At 64.3% G+C, this 21,283-nt stretch carries 21 protein-coding genes and 1 riboswitch; of the genes, 12 read left to right on the top strand and 9 right to left on the bottom strand.

Annotation, left to right across the window (positions count from 1 at the left end):
- Positions 1–67 precede the first annotated feature (67 nt).
- Complete coding sequence (locus ACVIW0_RS32085) at positions 68–649, bottom strand: 6,7-dimethyl-8-ribityllumazine synthase (RefSeq protein ID WP_461355999.1); 582 nt, start codon at positions 647–649, stop codon at positions 68–70.
- A gap of 78 nt (positions 650–727) precedes the next feature.
- A riboswitch (FMN riboswitch) is annotated at positions 728–881 on the bottom strand.
- Positions 882–1,325: 444 nt separating this feature from the next.
- Here ACVIW0_RS32085 and ACVIW0_RS32090 point away from each other — a divergent pair.
- Both ACVIW0_RS32090 and proC read left to right on the top strand, forming a co-directional pair.
- A complete protein-coding gene (locus ACVIW0_RS32090) occupies positions 1,326–1,826 on the top strand; it encodes a type III secretion system chaperone family protein (RefSeq protein WP_461356000.1) in 501 nt (166 codons plus the stop codon).
- Between the two features lie 124 nt (positions 1,827–1,950).
- Positions 1,951–2,829 (top strand): pyrroline-5-carboxylate reductase, encoded by an 879-nt coding sequence (gene proC / locus ACVIW0_RS32095; protein ID WP_461357487.1) that lies wholly within the window; start codon positions 1,951–1,953, stop codon positions 2,827–2,829.
- A gap of 144 nt (positions 2,830–2,973) precedes the next feature.
- On the opposite strand, the gene ACVIW0_RS32100 is transcribed toward proC, so the two are convergent.
- The 4 genes from ACVIW0_RS32100 to ACVIW0_RS32115 all read right to left on the bottom strand — a co-directional run bounded on the left by ACVIW0_RS32100 (position 2,974) and on the right by ACVIW0_RS32115 (position 6,619).
- A complete protein-coding gene (locus ACVIW0_RS32100; RefSeq protein ID WP_461356001.1) occupies positions 2,974–3,384 on the bottom strand; it encodes a thioesterase family protein in 411 nt (136 codons plus the stop codon).
- A 159-nt stretch (positions 3,385–3,543) separates the two neighbouring features.
- Positions 3,544–3,747 (bottom strand): tautomerase family protein, encoded by a 204-nt coding sequence (locus ACVIW0_RS32105; RefSeq protein WP_018269806.1) that lies wholly within the window; start codon positions 3,745–3,747, stop codon positions 3,544–3,546.
- A gap of 113 nt (positions 3,748–3,860) precedes the next feature.
- Complete coding sequence (gene hisS, locus ACVIW0_RS32110) at positions 3,861–5,375, bottom strand: histidine--tRNA ligase (protein ID WP_461356002.1); 1,515 nt, start codon at positions 5,373–5,375, stop codon at positions 3,861–3,863.
- Between the two features lie 164 nt (positions 5,376–5,539).
- Complete coding sequence (locus ACVIW0_RS32115) at positions 5,540–6,619, bottom strand: branched-chain amino acid aminotransferase (protein ID WP_461356003.1); 1,080 nt, start codon at positions 6,617–6,619, stop codon at positions 5,540–5,542.
- 331 nt (positions 6,620–6,950) lie between these two features.
- Here ACVIW0_RS32115 and ACVIW0_RS32120 point away from each other — a divergent pair, with 331 nt between their 5' ends.
- From ACVIW0_RS32120 to ACVIW0_RS32130, 3 genes are read left to right on the top strand one after another with little or no spacing between them, the layout of a single operon-like run.
- Entirely contained in the window at positions 6,951–7,499 is a 549-nt protein-coding gene (locus tag ACVIW0_RS32120; RefSeq protein WP_035650327.1) for a MarR family winged helix-turn-helix transcriptional regulator, read from the top strand.
- Positions 7,500–7,519: 20 nt separating this feature from the next.
- Positions 7,520–8,224, top strand: coding sequence for a response regulator transcription factor (locus ACVIW0_RS32125; RefSeq protein WP_456756291.1), 705 nt, complete (start codon positions 7,520–7,522; stop codon positions 8,222–8,224).
- 9 nt (positions 8,225–8,233) lie between these two features.
- A complete protein-coding gene (locus tag ACVIW0_RS32130; RefSeq protein ID WP_461356004.1) occupies positions 8,234–9,619 on the top strand; it encodes an ATP-binding protein in 1,386 nt (461 codons plus the stop codon).
- Positions 9,620–9,797: 178 nt separating this feature from the next.
- Here the strand turns inward: ACVIW0_RS32130 and ACVIW0_RS32135 are convergent, their stop codons facing one another.
- The 3 genes from ACVIW0_RS32135 to ACVIW0_RS32145 all read right to left on the bottom strand — a co-directional run bounded on the left by ACVIW0_RS32135 (position 9,798) and on the right by ACVIW0_RS32145 (position 13,951).
- Positions 9,798–11,804 (bottom strand): TonB-dependent siderophore receptor, encoded by a 2,007-nt coding sequence (locus ACVIW0_RS32135; RefSeq protein WP_461356005.1) that lies wholly within the window; start codon positions 11,802–11,804, stop codon positions 9,798–9,800.
- Positions 11,805–13,078: 1,274 nt separating this feature from the next.
- On the bottom strand, positions 13,079–13,609 hold the full coding sequence (locus ACVIW0_RS32140) for a DUF3617 domain-containing protein (protein ID WP_461356006.1): 531 nt from the start codon (positions 13,607–13,609) through the stop codon (positions 13,079–13,081).
- A gap of 42 nt (positions 13,610–13,651) precedes the next feature.
- Entirely contained in the window at positions 13,652–13,951 is a 300-nt protein-coding gene (locus ACVIW0_RS32145) for a hypothetical protein (RefSeq protein ID WP_461346731.1), read from the bottom strand.
- Between the two features lie 166 nt (positions 13,952–14,117).
- Here ACVIW0_RS32145 and ACVIW0_RS32150 point away from each other — a divergent pair, with 166 nt between their 5' ends.
- The 4 genes from ACVIW0_RS32150 (at position 14,118) to ACVIW0_RS32165 (ending at position 16,967) form a co-directional block, all read left to right on the top strand.
- On the top strand, positions 14,118–14,594 hold the full coding sequence (locus tag ACVIW0_RS32150; protein ID WP_461356007.1) for a hypothetical protein: 477 nt from the start codon (positions 14,118–14,120) through the stop codon (positions 14,592–14,594).
- A 114-nt stretch (positions 14,595–14,708) separates the two neighbouring features.
- Positions 14,709–15,395 (top strand): ribonuclease T2 family protein, encoded by a 687-nt coding sequence (locus ACVIW0_RS32155; protein WP_461356008.1) that lies wholly within the window; start codon positions 14,709–14,711, stop codon positions 15,393–15,395.
- 235 nt (positions 15,396–15,630) lie between these two features.
- A complete protein-coding gene (locus ACVIW0_RS32160; RefSeq protein WP_461356009.1) occupies positions 15,631–16,491 on the top strand; it encodes a 23S rRNA (adenine(2030)-N(6))-methyltransferase RlmJ in 861 nt (286 codons plus the stop codon).
- A 263-nt stretch (positions 16,492–16,754) separates the two neighbouring features.
- The gene (locus ACVIW0_RS32165; protein ID WP_016844477.1) at positions 16,755–16,967 is read left to right on the top strand and encodes a cold-shock protein; all 213 of its coding nucleotides are present in this window, start codon (positions 16,755–16,757) and stop codon (positions 16,965–16,967) included.
- A gap of 271 nt (positions 16,968–17,238) precedes the next feature.
- Here the strand turns inward: ACVIW0_RS32165 and ACVIW0_RS32170 are convergent, their stop codons facing one another.
- Positions 17,239–17,862: an outer membrane protein gene (locus ACVIW0_RS32170; protein WP_461356010.1), complete on the bottom strand. Its 624-nt coding sequence runs from the start codon at positions 17,860–17,862 to the stop codon at positions 17,239–17,241.
- A gap of 263 nt (positions 17,863–18,125) precedes the next feature.
- Here ACVIW0_RS32170 and uvrC point away from each other — a divergent pair, with 263 nt between their 5' ends.
- The 3 genes from uvrC to moaD all read left to right on the top strand — a co-directional run bounded on the left by uvrC (position 18,126) and on the right by moaD (position 21,277).
- Entirely contained in the window at positions 18,126–20,222 is a 2,097-nt protein-coding gene (gene uvrC, locus ACVIW0_RS32175; protein WP_461356011.1) for an excinuclease ABC subunit UvrC, read from the top strand.
- A 192-nt stretch (positions 20,223–20,414) separates the two neighbouring features.
- Entirely contained in the window at positions 20,415–21,029 is a 615-nt protein-coding gene (gene pgsA, locus ACVIW0_RS32180) for a CDP-diacylglycerol--glycerol-3-phosphate 3-phosphatidyltransferase (protein WP_194458636.1), read from the top strand.
- A complete protein-coding gene (gene moaD / locus ACVIW0_RS32185; RefSeq protein WP_461356012.1) occupies positions 21,026–21,277 on the top strand; it encodes a molybdopterin converting factor subunit 1 in 252 nt (83 codons plus the stop codon). The genes pgsA and moaD overlap by 4 nt, the downstream gene beginning before the upstream one ends.
- The last annotated feature ends 6 nt before the right edge of the window (positions 21,278–21,283 follow it).

A 21,283-nucleotide genomic window follows, 5' to 3' on the forward strand; every position in this document is an offset into this window, starting at 1 on the left:
GATCCCGGCACGCATGCCGGAATCGCTTTTGTGCTGGACCTTGAGCCGTTGACGCTCTTCTTGTTTGTTAGCCGGGGATCCCGGCCGCGACCTGGCCGCGCAGACGCTCCAGGCTGTGCAGCGTGTTGGCGCAGGCTTCCGCGACCTCGATCCCCTTGATCACGAAGTGCTTGCGGAAGAACTCGTAATGCACCTCGGTCTCGTGGAATTGCTGCGGCGTCAGTACAGCCGAGAACACCGGCACCTCGGTGCGCAATTGCACATCCATCAGCGCCTTGATCACGGTGTCGGCGACGAATTCATGGCGGTAGATGCCGCCATCGACGACGAGCCCGGCCGCGACGATCGCGGTGTAGCGGCGGGTCTTTGCCAACAGCTGCGCGTGCAGCGGGATCTCGAACGAGCCCGGCACCTCGAACACGTCGACATTGGTGATGTGGCGCGCCTCGATCTCCTTCAGGAAGGAGATGCGGCACTCCTCCACCACGTCGCGATGCCAGGAAGATTGCACGAAGGCAACGCGCTGCGGCTTGGCGAAGTACGGATGCTCCGGCACCGGCGGAGTTGCCGGCGTATCGGGAGCACCTTCTGCTGGGGATGTTTGGACTTCGGCGTCTTGAACTTCAGTGTCTTGCAACATCTGATTCATGGCTTTCCTCTTTCAGGACCAGAATCAGGGCATACGGACAACGACACGAGCCCACGCGAAAATCGCGTTGGCTGCCGCAACCGTTCTCTTTCATCCGGACTGTAACCGTCGGCTTCGGAATTGCACCGAATCTGCTGACCCTTCTCCCGGCTTCGCGGAACAAGGCGCTCGCGGGCTTGGGCTCATCGCCCTTACCGCCGGTGGGGATTTTCACCCCGCCCTGAGAACATCGGCACGCCCGGGATGGACGTGCCTGAGACGAAATATGACCAAACCGCGACAGCGGGGCAAGGTCCTTTGGCATGGGGAAACGGCATGTCCCCATGCCCGCGTTGCGGCTCTGGGCGGGCTGATCAGAGGGCCGAAGGGCTGATTCACAGGTGCAGCGCAGCGCCCGCAAATGGTTAACAAACCGTTACTCGAATGCGGAGATTCCGATTTGTTCTCCAAATCACAGATGTGGCGGAGATCAGCTGTGGACGATGCGCGCTTTGGCTGTGGACGGACTCGGCGTGCGGTTGCGCGGATTCCGCAAATCACATCACTTCATCGGCGTCAGGTCCAGGGGCATCCGGAAGCCCGGTCAAGGAGCTGTACTCGGCCGCGACGCAGTATGTCGCAAGTGCCGGCTTCCGTGTGCGTATCAAGCGATCATAAGAACAAGGTCCGAGACGGCATGTCCCTCCTCGAAAGCATTATCGATTCCCGGAACAACCCGCTTGCGGTGGTCGAGGATATCGCCACCGACAACAACTGGGCGTTCGAGCGTTCCGGCGAAGACGAGGTGACGATCGTCTCCAAGGGAGACTGGATCGACTATCAGCTCTCGTTCACCTGGATGAGTGAGATCGAGGCGCTGCATCTCGCCTGCGCCTTCGACATGAAGATGCCGCAGGCGCGCCGCGCCGAGGTGCAACGGCTGGTCGCCGCGATCAACGAGCAATTATGGGTCGGTCATTTCGACCTCTGGACCCACACCGGCATGGTAATGCATCGCCAGGCGCTGGTGCTGCCCGGCGGCCTCACCGCCTCCACTTCGCAGTGCGAGGCGATGGTGGTCAACGCGATCCACGCCTGCGAGCGCTACTATCCGGCGTTCCAGTTCGTGGTGTGGGCCGGCAAGTCGACCACCGAGGCGATGGCGGCGGCGATGTTCGATACCGAGGGCGAGGCGTAAGGGCTTCGTTCCTGCGCATCCACACATTCGATGTCGTCCCTGCGAAAGCAGGGACCCAGTGAGGGCAGTGGTTGCCCAACCTGCTTGTGGCCTGCCTCTCGCTCCACTAGAACCGCCTGTGGTTATGGGTCCCTGCTTCCGCAGGGACGACACAGAGTTTGCGGAGCCACCTGTGAGCACGACAAACAGCCCATTGAAAGATGTCACCGGCACCATCGCGCTCGCGGGCGCGGGCAAGATGGGCGGCGCCATGCTGACCGGCTGGCTCGCACAGGGCCTTTCGCCCAAGCAGGTCGCGGTGATCGATCCGCATCTATCGCCTGAAATCTCCGCGCTGGCCGCGAAGGGCGTGCGGCTCAATCCGCAGGCGACGGAGCTCGGCACAGTCGACACGCTGGTGGTCGCGGTGAAGCCGCAATCGTTCCGTGACGCCGGCGCCGCGCTGAAAGCGTTGGTCGGCGCCTCCACGCTCGTGGTCTCGATCATGGCCGGCACGACCGTCGCCGCGCTGGAAGAGGTTGTCGGCGGCGCCGTGGTGCGCGCGATGCCGAACACGCCGGCGGCGATCGGCCGCGGCATTACGGTCGCGGTGCCGTCGAAGCGCGTCACCACCGCACAGCGCGCGATGACCGATGCACTGCTGAAGGCGACCGGGCTGGTCGAATGGGTCGACGATGAAGGCCTGATGGACGCGGTGACCGCGGTCTCCGGCTCCGGCCCGGCCTATGTCTTCCTGCTCGCCGAGGAGCTCGCCCGCGCCGGCGTCGCGGCCGGCCTGCCCGAGCAGCTCGCGACCGCGCTGGCGCGCGCGACCGTCGCCGGCTCCGGCGAGCTGCTGCATCGCTCCGATCTGCCCTCGGCGACATTGCGGCAGAACGTCACTTCGCCCGGCGGCACCACCGCCGCGGCGCTCGAAGTGTTGATGGCCAATGACGGCCTCCGGCCGCTGATGACCCGCGCGATCGCCGCCGCGACACGGCGCTCGAAGGAATTGGCGAAGTAAGGTGCTAACAAAACCGTCACCCTGAGGTGCTCGCGCAGCGAGCCTCGAAGGGCGCACGGCCCGTGGCCCATCCTTCGAGACGCGCTGCGCGCTCCTCAGGATGACGTCTGAATGTGCGGATCGATCCGCCTCTAGACGTCACATCTACTGCGCTCGCCCCGACATCCCCGCCAGCCGCTTGTTAAAATTCTCGACATTGATCAGGCCGCGGGCGTGGCGGCCTTCGCCGAGCTTGCGCGTGCCCTCAAAGGCCTCGACCTCGAAGCGGATCACGCGGCGTTCCACCGCGATCACCTTTGAGGTGGTCCGCACGGTGGCGCCGACCAGCGCCGCCGCAAGATGGCGGATATCGACCTCGGTGCCGACCGTGACCCAGCCAGGTTGCAACGCGGCGCGGATCGCATCGCCCGACGCCATCTCCATGTCGAGGATCATCATCGGCGTCGCATAGACCATCGGCATATCAGGAACGAAATGCCCGACCGTGCGCTCCGGCGGCACCACCAGCATGCGCTCGGCGCTCATGCCGATCTTGATGAAGTCGCGTGCATCCATTGGAGGCCTCAGAAATACTGTTCGTCCCGGCGTAGGCCGGGACTCATAACCACCGAAGATTCTTGTTGCGCGACGCTGGGGCCGCAGCTCGCTGCAACAATTCAACCCTGTGGTTATGGGTCCCGGCCTTCGCCGGGACGACCGGTGGAGAAATCGCAGTTATTTCTTCGCCGCGGCGGCGCGCTCGACGAAGGACTTGCCGCCCTTCATCTTGTGATGCAGCGGCGCTTCGTTGATCTGGATCACGACCGCGTCGGCATCGACGCCCAGATTCTTCACCAGCGCCTGGGTGATGTCGCGCATCATGCCGAGCTTCTGCTCGTCGGTGCGGCCGGCGGCCATGCTCACGGTGATCTCAGGCATCAGAATAGCTCCCTGGTTGTTGTTGACGCTTAAGCCGGTCGTCTGCCGGCCCGGCTGGCGCGCCATCTTTTTGAAGATGGCTGTGCGGGTCAAGCCCGCGCATGACAAACCAGCTATCCCCAGTTCACGTCATGCCGCGCCAGCACCTCGCGGACCTTGGCGACCAGCTCAACCTCCGCGCAGGAGAACTGCGCCGGCCGCGTCTCGCGCCATTCCTGATTGGAGGCGATCGCGGCCGCCGCCTTGGCGCCCTCGATCAGATCCTTTATCTGCACCTCGCCGCGCGCCTTCTCGTCCGAGCCCTGAATGATCACGCAGGGCGAGTTGCGGCGGTCGGCATATTTGAGCTGGTTGCCCATGTTCTTCGGATTGCCAAGATAGAGCTCGGCGCGGATGCCGGCCTGGCGCAGCTGCGCCACCATTTTCTGGTAGTCGGCGACACGGTCGCGATCGAACACGGTGACGACGACGGGGCCGAACTCGGCCCGCGCATCAAGCTGGCCGAGCATCGTCAGCGCGGCCTGCAGGCGCGACACGCCGATCGAGAATCCCGTCGCCGGCACCGGCTCGCCGCGGAAGCGCGAGACCAGGCCGTCATAGCGGCCGCCACCACCGACCGAGCCGAACCGCACCGGGCGGCCCTTCTCGTCCTTGGTGTCGAGCAACAGCTCAACCTCGTAGACCGGGCCGGTGTAATATTCGAGGCCGCGAACGACGGTCGGATCGATCCGGATGCGATCCGCGCCATAGCCGGACGCCGCGACGAGCTTGGCGATCTCCTCAAGCTCGCCCACGCCGGCCTGACCAACTTCGCTCTTCGCAAGATAGGTCTCCGCCGCGGCGATGGCTTCTTTCCAATCGTCGCGCTGCTGCGTGACAGCGAGGACGACATCGGCATCCGCCGGGCTCAGCTCGGCGCCCTTGGTGAAGTCGCCCCTGCCCTCCTCGCCGCCATCCCATCGTCCGGGACCAAGCAGCTTGCGGACCTCGTCGGCGGAAAACTTGTCGAGCTTGTCGATCGCGCGCAGCACGGTGAGCCTGCGGCCTGCATTCTCCTCGCCGCCGAGACCGATCGCCTCGAGCACGCCGTCGAGCACCTTGCGATTGTTGACCTTCACGACATAGGAGCCGCGCGGAATGCCGAGCGCTTCCATCGTGTCGGCCGCCATCATGCAGATCTCGGCGTCGGCCGCCGGCGTCGCCGAGCCGACCGTATCGGCATCGAACTGCATGAACTGGCGGAATCGGCCGGGACCGGGCTTCTCGTTGCGGAAGACATAGCCGAACCGATAGGACCGGTACGGCTTCGGCAGCGCGTCGAAATTCTCCGCGACATAGCGCGCCAGCGGCGCGGTCAGGTCGTAGCGCAGCGAGATCCACTGCTCGTCATCGTCCTGGAACGAGAACACGCCCTCGTTGGGCCGGTCCTGGTCCGGCAGGAACTTGCCGAGCGCGTCGGTAAATTCCATCGCCGGCGTCTCCACCGGCTCGAAGCCGTAGAGCTCGTAGACGGCGCGGATCTTCTCGACCATCGCCCGCGTGGCATTGATCGCGGCCGGGCCGCGATCTTCCAACCCGCGCGGCAGCCGCGCCTTCAGTTTCTGGGGTTTTTTGGGTTTCTCGGCCATTGGCGGCATTTACCAGCCGGCGCGCAACGCGGCAACCGGTGCGTCCGGGGCTGTCATTCCGGGGCGCGTCGAAAGACGCGAACCCGGAATGTCGAGATTTCCCGGTGCGCAATTGCGCACCTGAGGTCTGGTCCTGCGGACCATCCCGGAATGACCGTGCCGGCTCAGGCCACGTTCCTGATCCAGTTATGCGGATCGTTGGTGCGACCGTACTGGATGTCGACCAGCTTCTTGCGCAGGCCCATCGCGACCGGGCCGGCGACACCGCCGCTGATTTGGAAGTCGCCGCTTGCCGAGCAGACCTTGCCGATCGGCGAGATCACGGCCGCGGTGCCGCAGGCGAACGCCTCCTTCAGCTTGCCGCTGGCAGCATCCGCACGCCACTGCTGGATCGTGTAGGGCTCCTCGCGCACGCTTGTGCCGGAATCCTTGGCGAGCGCGATGATCGAGTCGCGGGTGATGCCGGGCAGGATGGTGCCGAGCGGCGGCGTCGAGAGCGAGCCGTCGTCGAATGCGAAGAAGATGTTCATGCCGCCGAGCTCTTCAATATAGCGGCGCTCGACCGCATCGAGAAACACGACCTGATCGCAGCCGCGCTCGATCGCCTCGGCCTGCGCGCGCAGGCTCGCGGCGTAATTGCCGCCGCACTTGACGGCACCGGTGCCGCCGATCGCGGCGCGCGTGTAATTCTCCGACACCCAGATCGAGACCGGCGCAGGGCCGCCTTTGAAGTAGGAGCCGACCGGCGAGGCGATCACCGAGAAGATGTATTCCGCCGACGGCTTGACGCCGAGGAAGATCTCGCTCGCGATCATGAACGGCCGCAAATAGAGACTGCCCTCGCCGCCAGGGATCCAGGCGCGATCGATCCGCACCAGCTGCTCGACCGCCTCGATGAACAAATCCTCGGGCAGTGGCGCCATCGCCATGCGCTCGGCCGAATCATGGAAGCGTCGGGCATTGGCGTCGGGGCGGAACAGATTCACGCCGCCATCGTCGCGCTTGTAGGCCTTGAGACCTTCGAAAATCTCCTGGGCGTAGTGCAGCACCGCGCCGGCCGGATCGAGCGGAAAATTCGCGCGGGCCTCGATGCGCGCGCTGTGCCAGCCCTTGCCCTGGCTGTAGCGCACGATCGCCATGTGATCGGTGAAGACGCGGCCGAAGCCCGGGTCCACGAGCTTCGCTGCGCGGTCCTTGTCGGACGTCGCATTCGGCGAAGGCTGGATGTCGAATTTCAAAGTCATTTTTCTTTGCTTTCCGCTGTCGGAACCGGCGCGAGTTCGGCCGCCGGCCTGTTTCCCCCGGAGCCTCACGGCTCGGCTGGTCCGGACTTCACCACCTCCGGCCGCGGGGCCGGTTTCCATCGCCAACATGCCGGCTAGACATGCTTTTGCGGAGTGCTGAAGTCCAGTATGTTTGCCGAAATGCCGCTCGACAATCGCACGGTAGTCCAATTTGCGGCCCAAACCGCCTCACAGGCTCTTTCAGGCCGACTCAGACGCTGTCAGGGACAAAACGACCTAATGTTTCGTCGTGACAGGCAGTTTTGTAACATTGAACCCAAGATACGTCAATATGACTGACATAAATTTCTCAGGCATGGCTGCCAAGCCCGATTCGCAGGGAGATGACCACGCTCCTGCGGCGGGCGGACGCGACCTGCGCTGGGACATCATCGAGCTGTTGTTCTTCGCCTATCGCGATTTCGTCGGCGACGCCGACCAGGAGCTGGAGGCATTCGGCTTCGGCCGCGCCCACCACCGCGTCATCCACTTCGTCACCCGCTATCCCGGCCTGAAGGTCGCCGACCTGCTCGACGTCTTGCGCATCACCAAGCAGTCGCTCGGCCGCGTGCTCAAGCAGCTCTTGGACGAGGGCTACATCGTGCAGAAGACCGGCAACAATGACCGCCGGCAGCGCCTGCTCTACGCGACGCCGAAGGGCGAGGCGCTGGTCGCCAAGCTCGCGGGGCTGCAGACCGACCGCATCAACCGCGCCGTCGCCGGCATCGATCCGGCCGGCGTCGAGACGGTCCGCCAATTCCTCCGCGCGATGATCGACCGCGACGACCCCGACAAGGTGCTCGAAGCGATCTTCGGCGGCGGCAGAAAAGCAAGGGAGTGAACCTGGTGCAGGCTGCAACCATGATGCGCGCGCCGATCGAGCCGGCCGACGACGCGCCGCATCTGCTTCTGGTCGACGACGACCGCCGTATTCGCGACCTGCTGTCGCGCTTTCTCTCCGGCGAGGGCTATCGCGTCACGACGGCAATGAGCGCCACCGACGCGCGCGCCAAGCTGCTCGGGCTGCATTTCGACCTCCTGATCCTCGACGTGATGATGCCCGGCGAGAACGGCTTCGACCTCGCCCGCTTCATCCGCACCTCCTCGACGGTGCCGATCATCATGCTGACCGCCCGGCATGAGGCGGAAGCCCGCATCGAGGGCCTGCAGATCGGCGCCGACGATTACGTGGCAAAGCCGTTCGAGCCGCGCGAACTGGTGCTGCGCATCGGCAACATCCTCAAGCGCACCGCGCCGCCGCAGGTCGTCACCGTCGAGCAGATCGCATTCGGCCCCTACATCTTCCACATCGAGCGCAGCGAGCTGCGCCAGGGCGAGGAGATCGTCCATCTCACCGACCGCGAGCGCGAGATGCTGCGCATCCTCGCCAGCGCCCCCGGCGAGACCGTGCCGCGCGCCGCGCTGACCTCCGGCGGTACCGTCAACGAGCGCGCGGTCGACGTGCAGATCAACCGGCTGCGCCGCAAGATCGAGCACGATCCCGCCAACCCGCTGTTCCTGCAGGCAGTGCGCGGCATCGGCTACCGACTGGTCGCCTCGCCGTAAGATCCAGCCATGAGCACGCTCGATTCCGGCCTGACCCTGATCAAGAACGCCTCGCAGCGCGTCTCGAAGGCGAACGGCTGGATGGGCAACGCGTTCAAGAGCTGGATGCCGACCGGCCTCTACGCCCGCGCGCTGCTGATCATGATCGTGCCGATGGTGATCCTGCAGACCGTGGTGGCGTTCGTGTTCATGGAGCGGCACTGGAACACGGTGACGCGGCGCCTGTCGGCCGCGGTGGTGTCCGACATCGCCGCGCTGATCGACGTCTACAAGCTCTATCCGCAGGACAAGGATCGCGCGCAGCTGCGCGGCATCGCCCAGAAGCTGCAGCTGGTGGTCGACTTCCTTCCCGCCGGCGACATGCCGCCGCCGGGGCCGAAGCCGTTCTTCTCGCTGCTCGACCAGACCCTGTCGGTGCAGCTCGGCCGCCAGATCAGCCGCCCGTTCTGGATCGACACCGTCGGCAAGTCCAATTTGGTCGAGATCCGCGTGCAGCTCGACGATTCGGTGATGCGGATATTCGCCCAGCGCAGCGCGGCCTATGCCTCCAATTCGGAGATCTTCATCTTCTGGATGCTCGGCACCTCGACGATTCTGCTGATCGTCGCGGTGCTGTTCCTGCGCAACCAGATCAAGCCGATCCTGCGGCTCGCCGACGCCGCGGAAAGTTTCGGCAAGGGCCGCGAGGCGCCGAATTTCCGGCCGCGCGGTGCACGCGAGGTGCGGCGTGCGGCGCAGGCCTTCATCGAGATGAAGGCGCGCGTCGAGCGCTCGATCGAGCAGCGCACCGCGATGCTCGCCGGCGTCTCGCACGATCTGCGCACCATCCTGACCCGCTTCAAGCTCGAGCTCGCTTTGATCGGCGAAGGCCCCGAGATCGACGCGATGCGCAAGGACGTCGACGAGATGTCGATGATGCTGGAGGACTACCTTGCTTTCGCGCGCGGCGATTCCGGCGAGGTCGCGCAGCCGACCGACATGGCGCTGGCGCTGGAGGAACTGCGCAGCGACGCCGAGCGCCACGGCCACACCGCGACGGTCGCCTTCCACGGCCTGCCGGTGGTCACGGTGAAGCCTGCCTCGTTCAAGCGCTGCCTCGCCAACCTCGTCTCCAATGCGGCGCGCCACGCCAACACGATCTCGATCACCGGCCACCGCGACCACCGTTATCTCAACGTCACGGTCGATGATGACGGGCCCGGCATCCCCGCCAACATGCGCGAGGAGGTGTTCAAGCCGTTCCTGCGGCTCGATGATGCGCGCAACCAGGACGAAGGCGGCAGCGGCCTCGGGCTCGCGATCGCCCGCGACATCGCCCGTTCGCATGGCGGCGACATCCTGCTCAGCGAGAGCCCGATGGGCGGGCTGCGCGCATCTGTACGAGTGCCGGTGTAGCGAAGATCGGCCGGGCGGTGTCCTCGCGGCCATCCTTCGAGACGCCCGCCTTTGGCGGGCTCCTCAGGATGAGGTCTTGTTTTGCGGCATAATTCTAGACCCTCATGGTGAGGAGCGCCGCTTGCGGCGCGTCTCGAACACGAGGCCAGGCACCCTGCGCAGCGCCGGGGCAGAGCGGCTACCAGCGGTACGACAAGGTACCGATCACCTGCCGCCGCTCGCCGGCATAGCAATAGCCGGACTGGCAGGTCTGGTACTGCGTGTCGAACAGATTGGTCGCGTTCAGTCGCGCGGTGGCGCCGAAGAATCGGCGGTCGAGCTTGCCCAGATCGTAGTCGATCACCGCATCGAACAGCGTCGTCGCCGCATTCTGGAACGTGTTCTGGTCGTTGCCGAAGTTGGTCCCGATATAGCGGACGCCGAGGCCAAGCCCGAGCCCCTCGACGGGCATGCCGGACTGGAAGGTGTATTTGCCGAAGGCAGCGAAGGAGTTCCGCGGAATGCCGGACAGCTCGTTGCCGGTCGTGTCCGGATTGCCCTGCGTGATCACGACGTTGAGATGGGTGTAGGCCGCGGTGAGATCGAGTCCCTGCTTGAGCGCCAGCTTTGCCTCGAGCTCGACGCCCTTGGATTCGACCTGCCCGATTGCGGCCTGGAACGCCATGTTGTTGGGATCGGTGCGCAGCACATTGTCCTGGGTGATGTCGAACACCGCGGCGGTCAACAGCACCGGAAGCTGCGGCATCTGGTACTTGATGCCGATTTCCTTCTGCTCGCCGGTGGTCGGCTTGAACGGTGTCCCGGATACGTCGACGCCGACCTGTGGACTGAACGACGTCGCGTAGCTGACATAGGGCGCGATGCCGCTGTCGAAGATGTAGCTGAGGCCCGCACGGCCCGTGAAGGCATTGGCCTTCTGCGTCGACGGCACGCCGTCGAGACCCGCGGTTGTCGTCTGCGACACCCAGCTCTGGCGGCCATTGAGGGTCAGGACGAAGCCGCCGAGCCTGGCCTGCTCCTGCGCATAGACACCGACCTCGTCGGTCGACTGCTTGTTGAAGATCGAGAACGCCGGCGTCGCGATCGCCTGCGCGCCGTAGTTCATGGTCAGGAGGTTGAGAGCCGGCGCCGCACCGTAACCGATCTTGTCGTTGTAGTAGGAGTGCCCGTAGTCGACGCCGAACAAGACCGTGTTCTTGATCGCGCCGAGCATGAACTTGGCCTCGGCCTGGTCGTCGAGCGTCACCGTGTTGAAACTATCCAGGATCCGCCAGGCGGAGCGTGACGCGAGGCTGGTGCCATAGTCGATCGAATCGATCTGGGTGTATTTCGCGTCGGTGTCGACCTGATAGAAACGGAAATTCTGCCGCACCGTCCAGACGTCGTCGACATTGTGCTCGAATGCATAGCCGATGCGATACTGTTTCTGATCCATCGCGCTGAAGGCCGGATCATTCGAGTAGATGTTGGTCAATTGTCCGTCGGGCGTGCGGAAATTGCCGATGCTGGCGGCGGTTCGGCTGCTTTGGTATTCGCTGAGGATCGTGAACGACGTATCGGCGTCCGGCCGCCAGGTCAGCGCCGGCGCGATGTAGGTGCGATCATCGTCATTGCCAGGATACCAGGTCTTTGCCTCGCGCAGCAGGCCGGTGAGCCGGTAATACAGTTGATCGCTGCCGGGCACCGGGCCGCCGAGATCGAAGCTGCCCTGGTAGCGATCGTAAGTGCCGGCCTGCAGTTGCACCTCGCCGAACGGCGTCAGGGTCGGCCGCTTGGTGGTGACATCCACGATGCCTCCGGGAGAACCGAGACCGTAGAGGCCCGAGGCGGGACCACGCAGGATCGACACGCTGTCGAGACCGTATGGCTCGATCTTGGGAATCGCGAAGTTGCCGCCGCCCTGGCGCAGGCCGTCGCGATAGATCCCGGTATAGGTCGCATCGAAACCGCGGATGTAGAAACTGTCGAACCTCGGATCATAGCCGAACGCCGTGGTTGTCACTCCGGGCGTGTAGTTGACGGCGTCCTTGAGGGTTTGAACGTTGCGATCCCGGAGCTCGTTCTGGGTCACGACCGAAAGCGACTGCGGCGTTTCGATCAGCGCTGTGTTGGTCTTGGTGCCGGCCGTGCTGCCGGTTGCGACGTAACCGGTCGTGGTAGCGATATTGCCCGCGTTGCCCTGCAATCGCGGCGCCTGGCTCTGAGCGGGTGCTGCAACCCGACTGCGTCGGCTCGCCGCAACCGCGCGCGAAGACCTGGTGTTCTGACTTGAAGCCGCGGCCGCGCGCTTCTTTGCCGCGCCGGGCTGATCCACCGTCACCGCCGGGAGCACGCTCGCATTGTTCGGCGGAGGACTGGTTTGCGCCTGAGCGCTGGCGATGTTTGCACCCACTGCTCCAAGCATCACCGAACCAAGAAACGCTGCATTGATCGCAGCCGTTGATCCAAGCAAGCCGCGCTTGCTTCGATACCAAGTCATTCGCACCGAACAATTCCCCACACGCCGAGACTGATCTCGATCGAGCCGCGCCGTCCTCATGACGCGACGTCGATTGGGGACTTCTATCGGCGGGGTGCGCGAAATTCCACACGCGCAAAATAGAATTGCTTGAAGCGCACACGATGCGAAACACTGGAGTGATTCAAGATGCGGGCATTTGAACGATTCAAAACGACACGTTGTCGCATGGCGCTTTCAGCATAGCGAATGCGACGCGCATCCTCGCTCGAATTGCTCGAACACAAAACACGCAGCCGATCGCTCAATGATGTCGCGTCCCGTCGACGTCATCGCGCCAAAGGAGCGCACGAACGCGCGGCGGTGAACCGTCATCCTGAGAGAGTGCGAATGTATTCAGTGTCGTCCTGGCGAAAGCCAGGACCCGTTACCCAATCGCTTGCTGTTGTGCGACGCTGGGGCCACTATCGCACTCTCAATCGAACTCGGTGGTTATAGGTCCTGGCTTTCGCCAGGACGGCGTGGGGAGGCCGCTCGCTACAATTTCCCAGACCGTCACCCTGAGGTGCGAGCCTTGCGGCGCAATTGCGCAGCTGGGCGAGCTTCGAAGGATGCACGGCCCCGCCGGTGGCCGTCGATCCTTCGAGACGCGGCTGACGCCGCTCCTCAGGATGACGGAATTGGCTTACTCAGCTTGCTCAGTGTCATCACCCGCGCATGCGGGTGATCCAGTATTCCAGAAACGGCCGTGCTTGAGCCGATAGGCCGCGGCGTACTGGATCGCCCGGTCGAGCTCGGCGACGACAACAGCGGATGAGGAAAAAGCCTCACATCATCTCGGGATGACGGGGAGGGATGGGATGGATCGCACACCGCCCACAGTACAAGATTGCTCCGCAATTCTCGTCGTGGACTGCTCGCAATGAGGGAGATGCGAAGTGTAACAACCACTCGGCATCAGGAGTCGTTACATTCAGGCGCGCAACCGAATGCGCGGCGCGCTACTTCTGCTTGGGCAGGAGGCCCTTCAGCTTTTCCATGTCCTTGACGTTCATCTTCATGCCGCCGGGCATGATGATGTCGCCGGGCTTCTGGTCGGCCTTGCAGGCGCCGAGCCATTTCGCCTCGATGGTCATGGTGGTGTCGCGCGAGCCGGCCGCGCCGCCCTCGGCATGCGAGGTGCTCTTCACCGTGTAGGCGGAATTGAAGTCGCCGACGATCTCGGCGTGGCTCTGCATCGACATGCCGGCGACGCTGCACACGCTGTCGCTGACATAGCCGGTCGCGGTCTTTTGGATGTCCTGCTTGGAGCAGACTTCCTTGGCCATCGGCGAGGCCGCCGCGCTCATCTCCTTGTCGGTGGTCTCGTCGGTGCAGTGCTGCATGGTGATTTCCGGCATCGGCCCGCCGGTACGCACCATTTTCATCTCCCACAGCCCGGCCTTGCGGATCGGCAGGTCGACGGCACTTGCTGCGCCGGTGGACAGGGCAAGGCATACAGCAGAACCAAGCAAGGCAAGCTGTCGGGTCATGCGGTGGCTCCCGGCTGAACGATCGAGAGTTAAAGGGCGCGCTCAGTAGAGCGTGCGCACCGGCCTCTCGGCGGCGCCATACGGCACCCAGCGACAGGCGAAGGAGATGTAGCCGCCCGGGTAGCGCTGCACCGCCAGGAACTTGACCACCTTGCCGTAGGAGGCGCAGTGGTCGACGGCGAGCTGCCGGGCATCGGTCTGGGCTGCCAGCGAATAGGCGATGATACCGCCGGTATCGTTGCCCTTGAACGGCGGCACCGGCTGCAGCCAATCGGCTTGCGCCGGACCAACGGCCAGCATCCCGCTAACGGCAACCAGGCACGCGGCCAATTTCCTTCGCATCGCAGACTCCATTTCGCTTGGGCCCAACATAGAGTGCGCCGGCGACCGTGAAAAGAACGAGCCGACAGCCGGCGGTGGACTTCTCGACAGGTGTTGCCGTGCTGCACTTGACCTTGCCGGGGCTTCGCGGCACCGTCCGCCGCATCGGATCATCGGGTGGATTCCCATGCGCAACCTGTTCAACTCCCGCAACAAACTCGGCCGCACGCTTGGCCTCGGCGCCGCACTCGTGGTCGGCATGCTGGCTTTCGGGGGCACGGCGCAGGCCGCGAATCCGTTTGAGCTGAATTTCTGGCTCTCCGGCCCCCGCTATGACGGCAATGTCGCCCCGTGCGAGAAGGCCCTGGCGACCATCAGCGATCAATTCCACGAGAAGGAAGCCACCTTCTGGAATTCGCCGCTCGTCATCACCGGCTTCAGCCGGATCCACGAAACCGCCTTCCGCCCCTGGCAGTCCGACAACATCCCGCGCCGCTATTGCTCGGGCGATGCGCTTTTGAGCGACGGCAAGGTGCGCAAGGTGCACTATTCGATCATCGAGGACGGCGGCTTTGCCGGCATCGACCAGGGCGTCGAATGGTGTGTCGCCGGGCTCGACCGCAACTGGGCCTATAACCCGTCCTGCAAGGCCGCCCGGCCCTGATTTCCCGACCAGATTGCTGAAACAGAAGCCGCCGTCATCATAGCCGGCGGCTTTTGTTCTTGAAATGTTCTGCGAGCCTGCTAGGCTTCAAGCGGTCGTGAGGGGGAGCGTTTGATGCCTCGGTTGGACACAATTTCCCGATTTCTGATTTCCGCTGTCTTAGTTTTCTGTGGTGCGGTTGGGGCCTCGGCCCAGGATCGCCGCCAGAATGCGCCCGGCGAATTCGACTTCTACGTGCTGTCGCTGTCATGGTCGCCTTCGTACTGCGAGGCGGCGAGCGAGCGCGGCAACAACGGCCGCGGGACCCAGGCGCAATGCGGCGGCCGGCCCTACTCCTTCGTGGTCCACGGGCTGTGGCCGCAATATGAGCGCGGCTTCCCGGAATACTGCCAGCGCCCCTCGCCGCGTCTCGCGCGCAACATCATGACCTCGATGCTCGACCTGATGCCGGCGCCCGGGCTGATCTACAACGAGTGGGACAAGCACGGCACCTGCTCCGGCCTCGGCGAGCGCGCCTATTTCGAAGCCATCCGCAAGGCCCGCGCCGCGGTGAAGATTCCCGAGGAATTCCTGCAATTGTCGGAGCCGAAGACGGTTGCGCCCGACGAGTTGGAAACGGCGTTCATCAAGGCCAACCCGGGCCTCAGCAACTCCGCGATCTCGGTGACCTGCGACAGCAAGCGGCTCAGCGAGGTGCGGATCTGCCTCAGCAAGGATCTGCAGTTCCGATCCTGCGAGGAGATCGATCGCCGCGCCTGCCGCCGCGATCAGGTGCTGATGCCGCCGGTGCGCGGCGGCTGACCTTTCCCGTCATGGCCGGGCCGACGCGCGCCGCGCGGCATCGCGCCGTCCGCTCCGGCCATTCTCGCCATCGCGAAACCGGCAGGATCAGGCGTCGATGACCGGGAGCCGGCTACGCCAAGGCTGCGCCGGGGCCCGGATGTTAACCTCGCCGAAGCTCCAGCGAAGGCCGGGACAATCCGGGCATGGCGAAGTACAACATGCGCATCCCTACGGAGCGCAGCGCGATAACAGCATGAACTACCGTCACGCCTTTCATGCCGGCAATTTCGCCGACGTCATCAAGCACATCGTGCTGGTGCGCATGCTGACCTATCTGCAGGAGAAGCAGGCGCCGTTCCGCGTCATCGACAGCCATGCCGGCGCCGGCCTCTATGACCTCACCTCGAGCGAGGCCGAGCGCGGCGGCGAATGGCTCACCGGCATCGCACGACTGATGCAGGCGCGACTCTCCGACAAGGCGCTGCCATTGATCGCGCCCTATCTCGACATCGTCAGGGCGTTCAATCCGCGCGGCGAGCTGAAAGCCTATCCCGGCTCGCCGCTGATCGCGCGGGCACTGCTGCGCCCACAGGATCGTCTCACCGCCTGCGAGATCGAACCGACCGCACGCAAGCAACTGATCGACGCGTTGCGGCGCGATGCGCAGGCCCGCGTCGTCGATCTCGACGGCTGGACAGCGTTGCCGGCATTCGTGCCGCCGAACGAGCGTCGTGGCCTGGTGCTGATCGATCCGCCATTCGAAGCGAAGGACGAGTTCGAGCGGCTGGCCCGTGCTTTCACGGAAGCCTTCGCGAAGTGGCCGACCGGCGCATATCTTTTGTGGTACCCCGTAAAAACCCGGAGGGCCACCGACGAGCTCGCGCGCAACGTGGCTGCTGCTGCAATGAGCAGCCGGCCCGCAGGCAAATGCTTGCGTCTGGAATTCAGTGTGGCGCCGCAAGAAGCGGGCGCAGGCCTCGTTTCCACCGGTCTTTTGATCGTGAATCCGCCGTGGACGCTCGCGGGCGAGCTGAAGATCATCCTGCCCGAACTCGAGAAACCGCTCGGTCAAGGCGGCGCAGCGCGCTTCAAACTAGAGACGCCTAAAGCTTGATCCAAAAGCACCCACTGAAAAGTTCGATTTTGAGCATAGGCAATTTGCGCGGAACCGTATTATGCTCATCCTGTTACGACTGGCTTTACGTTCCGCTTCCGCGAATGGTTGCGGCGGAGTGACAAGGCCGAAATAAAATCCAGGCAGACCGGCGGCGTGACGCCGGCCTGCTCAGGTGGCCAAGCTTCCGACAAGCGAATGTCGGTCAACCGCTACGCGACGTGCGCATAGCGGTGGAGCATTACGGGGGAGGAGTTTTCCCGATGGCCATGACTGGGACAGTCAAGTTCTTCAATGGAGAGCGTGGCTACGGCTTCATCAAGCCTGATGATGGCGGCCGCGATGTGTTCGTTCACATTACAGCTGTCGAGCGGGCAGGATTGAAGGACCTGACTGAAGGACAACGCATTACGTTCGAGGTTGAACCGGACAAGAAGGGCAAGGGCCCGAAGGCGGTCAACCTGGTGGTTTCATGATGAGCGCTCGCGGTGCGCGGCTCGTGATGACCACCGAATGAAGCGTTGCGTGTGAGCTGACCGCCGAGCGCGAGGCGCGCGCTCGCTGTGACCACCGTGCATGATGCGACGCGACTGGCCGTGCCGCATGCTCCAATCGTGCGGCCGACTGATCGGCTTCGCAAACGGGGCGGCGTGCATGCTGCTGCGCGCGACATGCAGATCGTTAGCACAAAGAAAAACCCGGCCGCGCAGGCGCAGCCGGGAGTTGATGGTCGACGTCTTCTTGTTCTCAGAAGTGATAGTTGATGCCGGCACGAACCAGGCTGAAGCTGTAGCCGTTCGACGCACCGCCGGTGATGGTGAAGTTGCTGTTGGCGAGATCGACGTAGAGATACTCGATCTTGGCGCTCCAATGCGGAGCGAAGCCCATTTCGGCGCCGGCGCCGACGGTGAAGCCCGCGTTGGTGTGCGACTCCGTGATGCCGAAGGTCTCGCCGCGCAGTTCGCCGAAGGCAAGACCGCCGGTCGCGTAGAACAGCACGTTGGTGACCGCGTAGCCGGCGCGACCGCGCACCGTGCCGAACCAAGGGTTGGAGAACTTCCACGGCGCGAATCGGTCGTCCGCAGTGGTGCCCTGGATATCGGCCTCGAGACCGAACACCCATGGGGAGCCGTTCTGGAAGTTGTAGCCGGCCTGCACGCCGCCGACGAAGCCGGACGGCTTGGTCGGGTTGTTCTCGACCGAACCCCAGCCATAGCCGACGTTGCCGCCGAGATAGGGGCCGGCCCAGCTATAGGCATTGAGCGGCTGATAGACGGTATAGGGCGAACCATAATTGACGTCGGCCGCCGCCGCCGAGGTCGTCCAGCCTGCGACGATCAGTGCCAGCGCACGCGCAACAAACCGGGTCATGGGTACTCTCCACCACGCAACTGCCGCAGCCCGCAGGCCAGGGCCTGCGTGGTTACGGAATTCCAATGTTTTCGCTAAGGTTTATCGAGAGTTTTAAGTTAAAGGGCTGTTAAGCCCGGTTACCGGCCCGCTCATCAGTCTTAACAATGTGTTACCCGGCAGCTGCTGCCACGGCGCAGGGTCGGTAACCTGCTGCGATCGGGGCTGTTTTCCGGTGCCGCCGATGCTGGCGAGCGGCCCCCCAAGCGCTTAGTTTACGGCCCATGGTTCACGATTCTCCCGAGCGCCCGGCGCCGGCCGCCAAGGCCGCCGACAAGCCACGGCGCGGTCCAAAGTCCGACCTGCCGCAGGACGACCTGACGCTCGACACCAGCGACGTCGATCCCGAGACCTCCGCCGCCGAGGAGGAGGACGACGCGCGCCTGCCCGAGGCGTCCGAGGACGCCGTTGAGGCGGTCGCCGAGGGGACGCTGTCGGTCGGGCACGCCGCGATCGAGAATGCGGTCCGTCTCGCGCCGACCTCGCCCGGCGTCTACCGCATGCTCAACGCCGCCAATGACGTGCTCTATGTCGGCAAGGCGAAGAACGTCAAAAAGCGGCTGTCGTCCTATGCGCGCGCCAACGCGCCGCTACCGGCGCGTATCCTGCGCATGATCGCGGCGACCACCCATGTCGAGATCGTCTCGACCATGACCGAGACCGAGGCGCTGCTGCTGGAAGCCAATCTGATCAAGCAGCTCCGCCCGCGCTTCAATGTGCAGCTGCGCGACGACAAGTCGTTTCCCTATATCCTGATATCGGGCGACCATTGGGCGCCGCAAATCCTCAAGCATCGCGGCGCGCAGTCGCGGCCGGGCCGCTATTTCGGCCCGTTCGCCAATGCCGGCGCGGTCAACCGCACCATCACGGCGCTGCAACGCGCGTTCCTGATCCGCTCCTGCACCGACGGCTTCTTCGAAAGCCGCACCCGGCCCTGCCTGCTCTATCAGATCAAGCGCTGCGCCGGCCCCTGCACGCGCGAGATCGATTTCCAAGGCTATAGCGAGTTGGTGCGCGAAGCGACCGAGTTCCTCTCCGGCCGCAGCCACGCGGTGAAGGAGTTGCTCGCGGCCGAGATGGAGAAGGCCTCCGGCGAGCTCGAGTTCGAGACCGCGGCGCTGTATCGCGACCGTCTCGCGGCGCTGTCGGCAATCCAGTCGCAGCAGGGCATCAATCCGCGCACGGTCGAAGAGGCCGACGTGTTCGCGATCCACCAGGAAGGCGGCTATTCCTGCGTCGAGGTGTTCTTCTTCCGCACCGGCCAGAACTGGGGCAACCGCGCCTATTTCCCGAAGGCGGAGAAGAGTTTTACGCCCGAGGAGGTGCTGTCCTCGTTCCTCGCGCAGTTCTACGACGACAAGCCGCCGCCGAAACTGATCCTGCTGTCGCATGAGATCGAGGAAAGCGCGCTGCTCGCCGACGCGCTGTCGGTGAAGGCCGGATCCAAGGTCGAGGTCTCCGTGCCGAAGCGCGGCGAGAAGAAGGAGCTGATTGGCCACGCGCTGACCAATGCGCGCGAGGCGCTCGGTCGCAAGCTCGCCGATACCGCAACCCAGAGCCGGCTGCTGGAGGGCATGGTCACCACGCTCGGCCTGCCGCGCACGCCAAAGCGCATCGAGGTCTACGACAACAGCCACATCCAGGGCACCAACGCGGTCGGCGCGATGATCGTGGCCGGACCCGACGGCTTCATGAAGAACCAGTACCGCAAGTTCAACATCAAGTCCGAAGGGCTGACGCCCGGCGACGATTACGGGATGATGCGCGAGGTGCTGGAACGCCGTTTCAAGCGGCTGCTCAAGCCGCCGGAGGGCGAGACTGCCAGGACCAAGGAGACCGACAAGGCTGACGACGACTCGTTCCCGCAATGGCCCGATCTCGTGATCATCGACGGCGGCCGCGGCCAGCTCAACGCGGTCCGGGAGATTTTCGAGACCCTCGGGCTGACCCAGGTCTCGCTGATGGCGGTGGCCAAGGGGCCGGAACGCGATGCCGGGCGCGAAACCCTGTTCATGCCGGACCGCGAGGCGATCAAGCTGGAGCCGCGCGACCCGGTGCTGTATTTCATCCAGCGGCTGCGCGACGAGGCCCATCGCTTCGTGATCGGCTCGCACCGCAAGCTGCGCAAGAAGGACATCCGCGAGGCCGGCCTGCAGGAGATCCCCGGCATCGGCCCGTCGCGCAAACGTGCCTTGCTGCACCACTTCGGAACGCTGAAGGAAATTGAGCGGGCCTCGATCGCCGACCTCGGCAAGGTTCCCGGCGTCAGCGCCGAGAGCGCCCGCAAGATTTTCGAGTTTTTCCACGCCCAGCCGGGTTAAACCAAAGGCTGGTCATCAGAGCGTCGCCTGCGACAGGGCATCTAGGGCATGATGCGGCAAAGCGTGCGGCAACGTTACGAAAAGATCATGCATAAACAAGGGGCTAAGGCGCCATGATGATTCCGCATAATCTCGCCGCGCTTTGGCGCCCGCACGGTTGACCTTCTCGCTTCAGCGGTATTGGTAGAACGGATGAACATCGCCACGACCCGGGGACAGACCAAGACCCTGTCCCTCCCGAATATCCTGACTTACGCCCGGATCGCCGCCATCCCGGTGGTGATCGGCTGCGTCTATTGGCAGTCGATCCTGGACGGCCCGCTGTGGCTGCGCTGGGTGGCGCTGGCCGTGTTCATTGCGGCGGGAATCACCGACTATCTCGACGGCTACTATGCCCGGATGTGGGACCAGCAGTCCGCGTTCGGCCGGATGCTCGACCCGATCGCCGACAAGCTCCTGGTCGCCTCCAGCCTCCTGATGCTGGCCGCCGATAATTCGATCCATGGCTGGACGCTGTGGGCGGCGATCGTGATCCTGTGCCGTGAGATCCTGGTCTCGGGCCTGCGCGAATATCTCGCTGGCCTCCGCGTCAGCGTGCCCGTCACCAAGCTTGCGAAATGGAAGACCACGATCCAGCTGGTGGCGATCGGCTTTTTGATCGCCGGCGAAGCGGGCGAGCAGGTGTTCCCGGCCACCACTTTGATCGGCATCGTGCTGCTGTGGATGTCGGCGATCTTCACGATCTACACCGGCTGGGATTACTTCCGCGCCGGCATCCATCACCTCATCAAGGAGGATGAGGGATGAAGCTGAAATATTTCGCCTGGGTGCGTGAACGGATCGGCAAGGCCGAGGAGATCGTCGAGCCGCCGGCCGAGGTGCGCACCGTCGGCGAGCTGATCGGCTGGCTTGCCGCGCGCGACGATGCCTACGCCTATGCGTTCGAGAAGCCCACCGTGATCCGCGCCGCGATCGACCATGCCCATGTCAAGGCGGATGCTGCGATCGCCGGCGCGCGCGAGATCGCGTTCTTTCCGCCGATGACCGGCGGTTAAATCCAA

The organism is Bradyrhizobium sp. USDA 4454 (assembly GCF_054822705.1).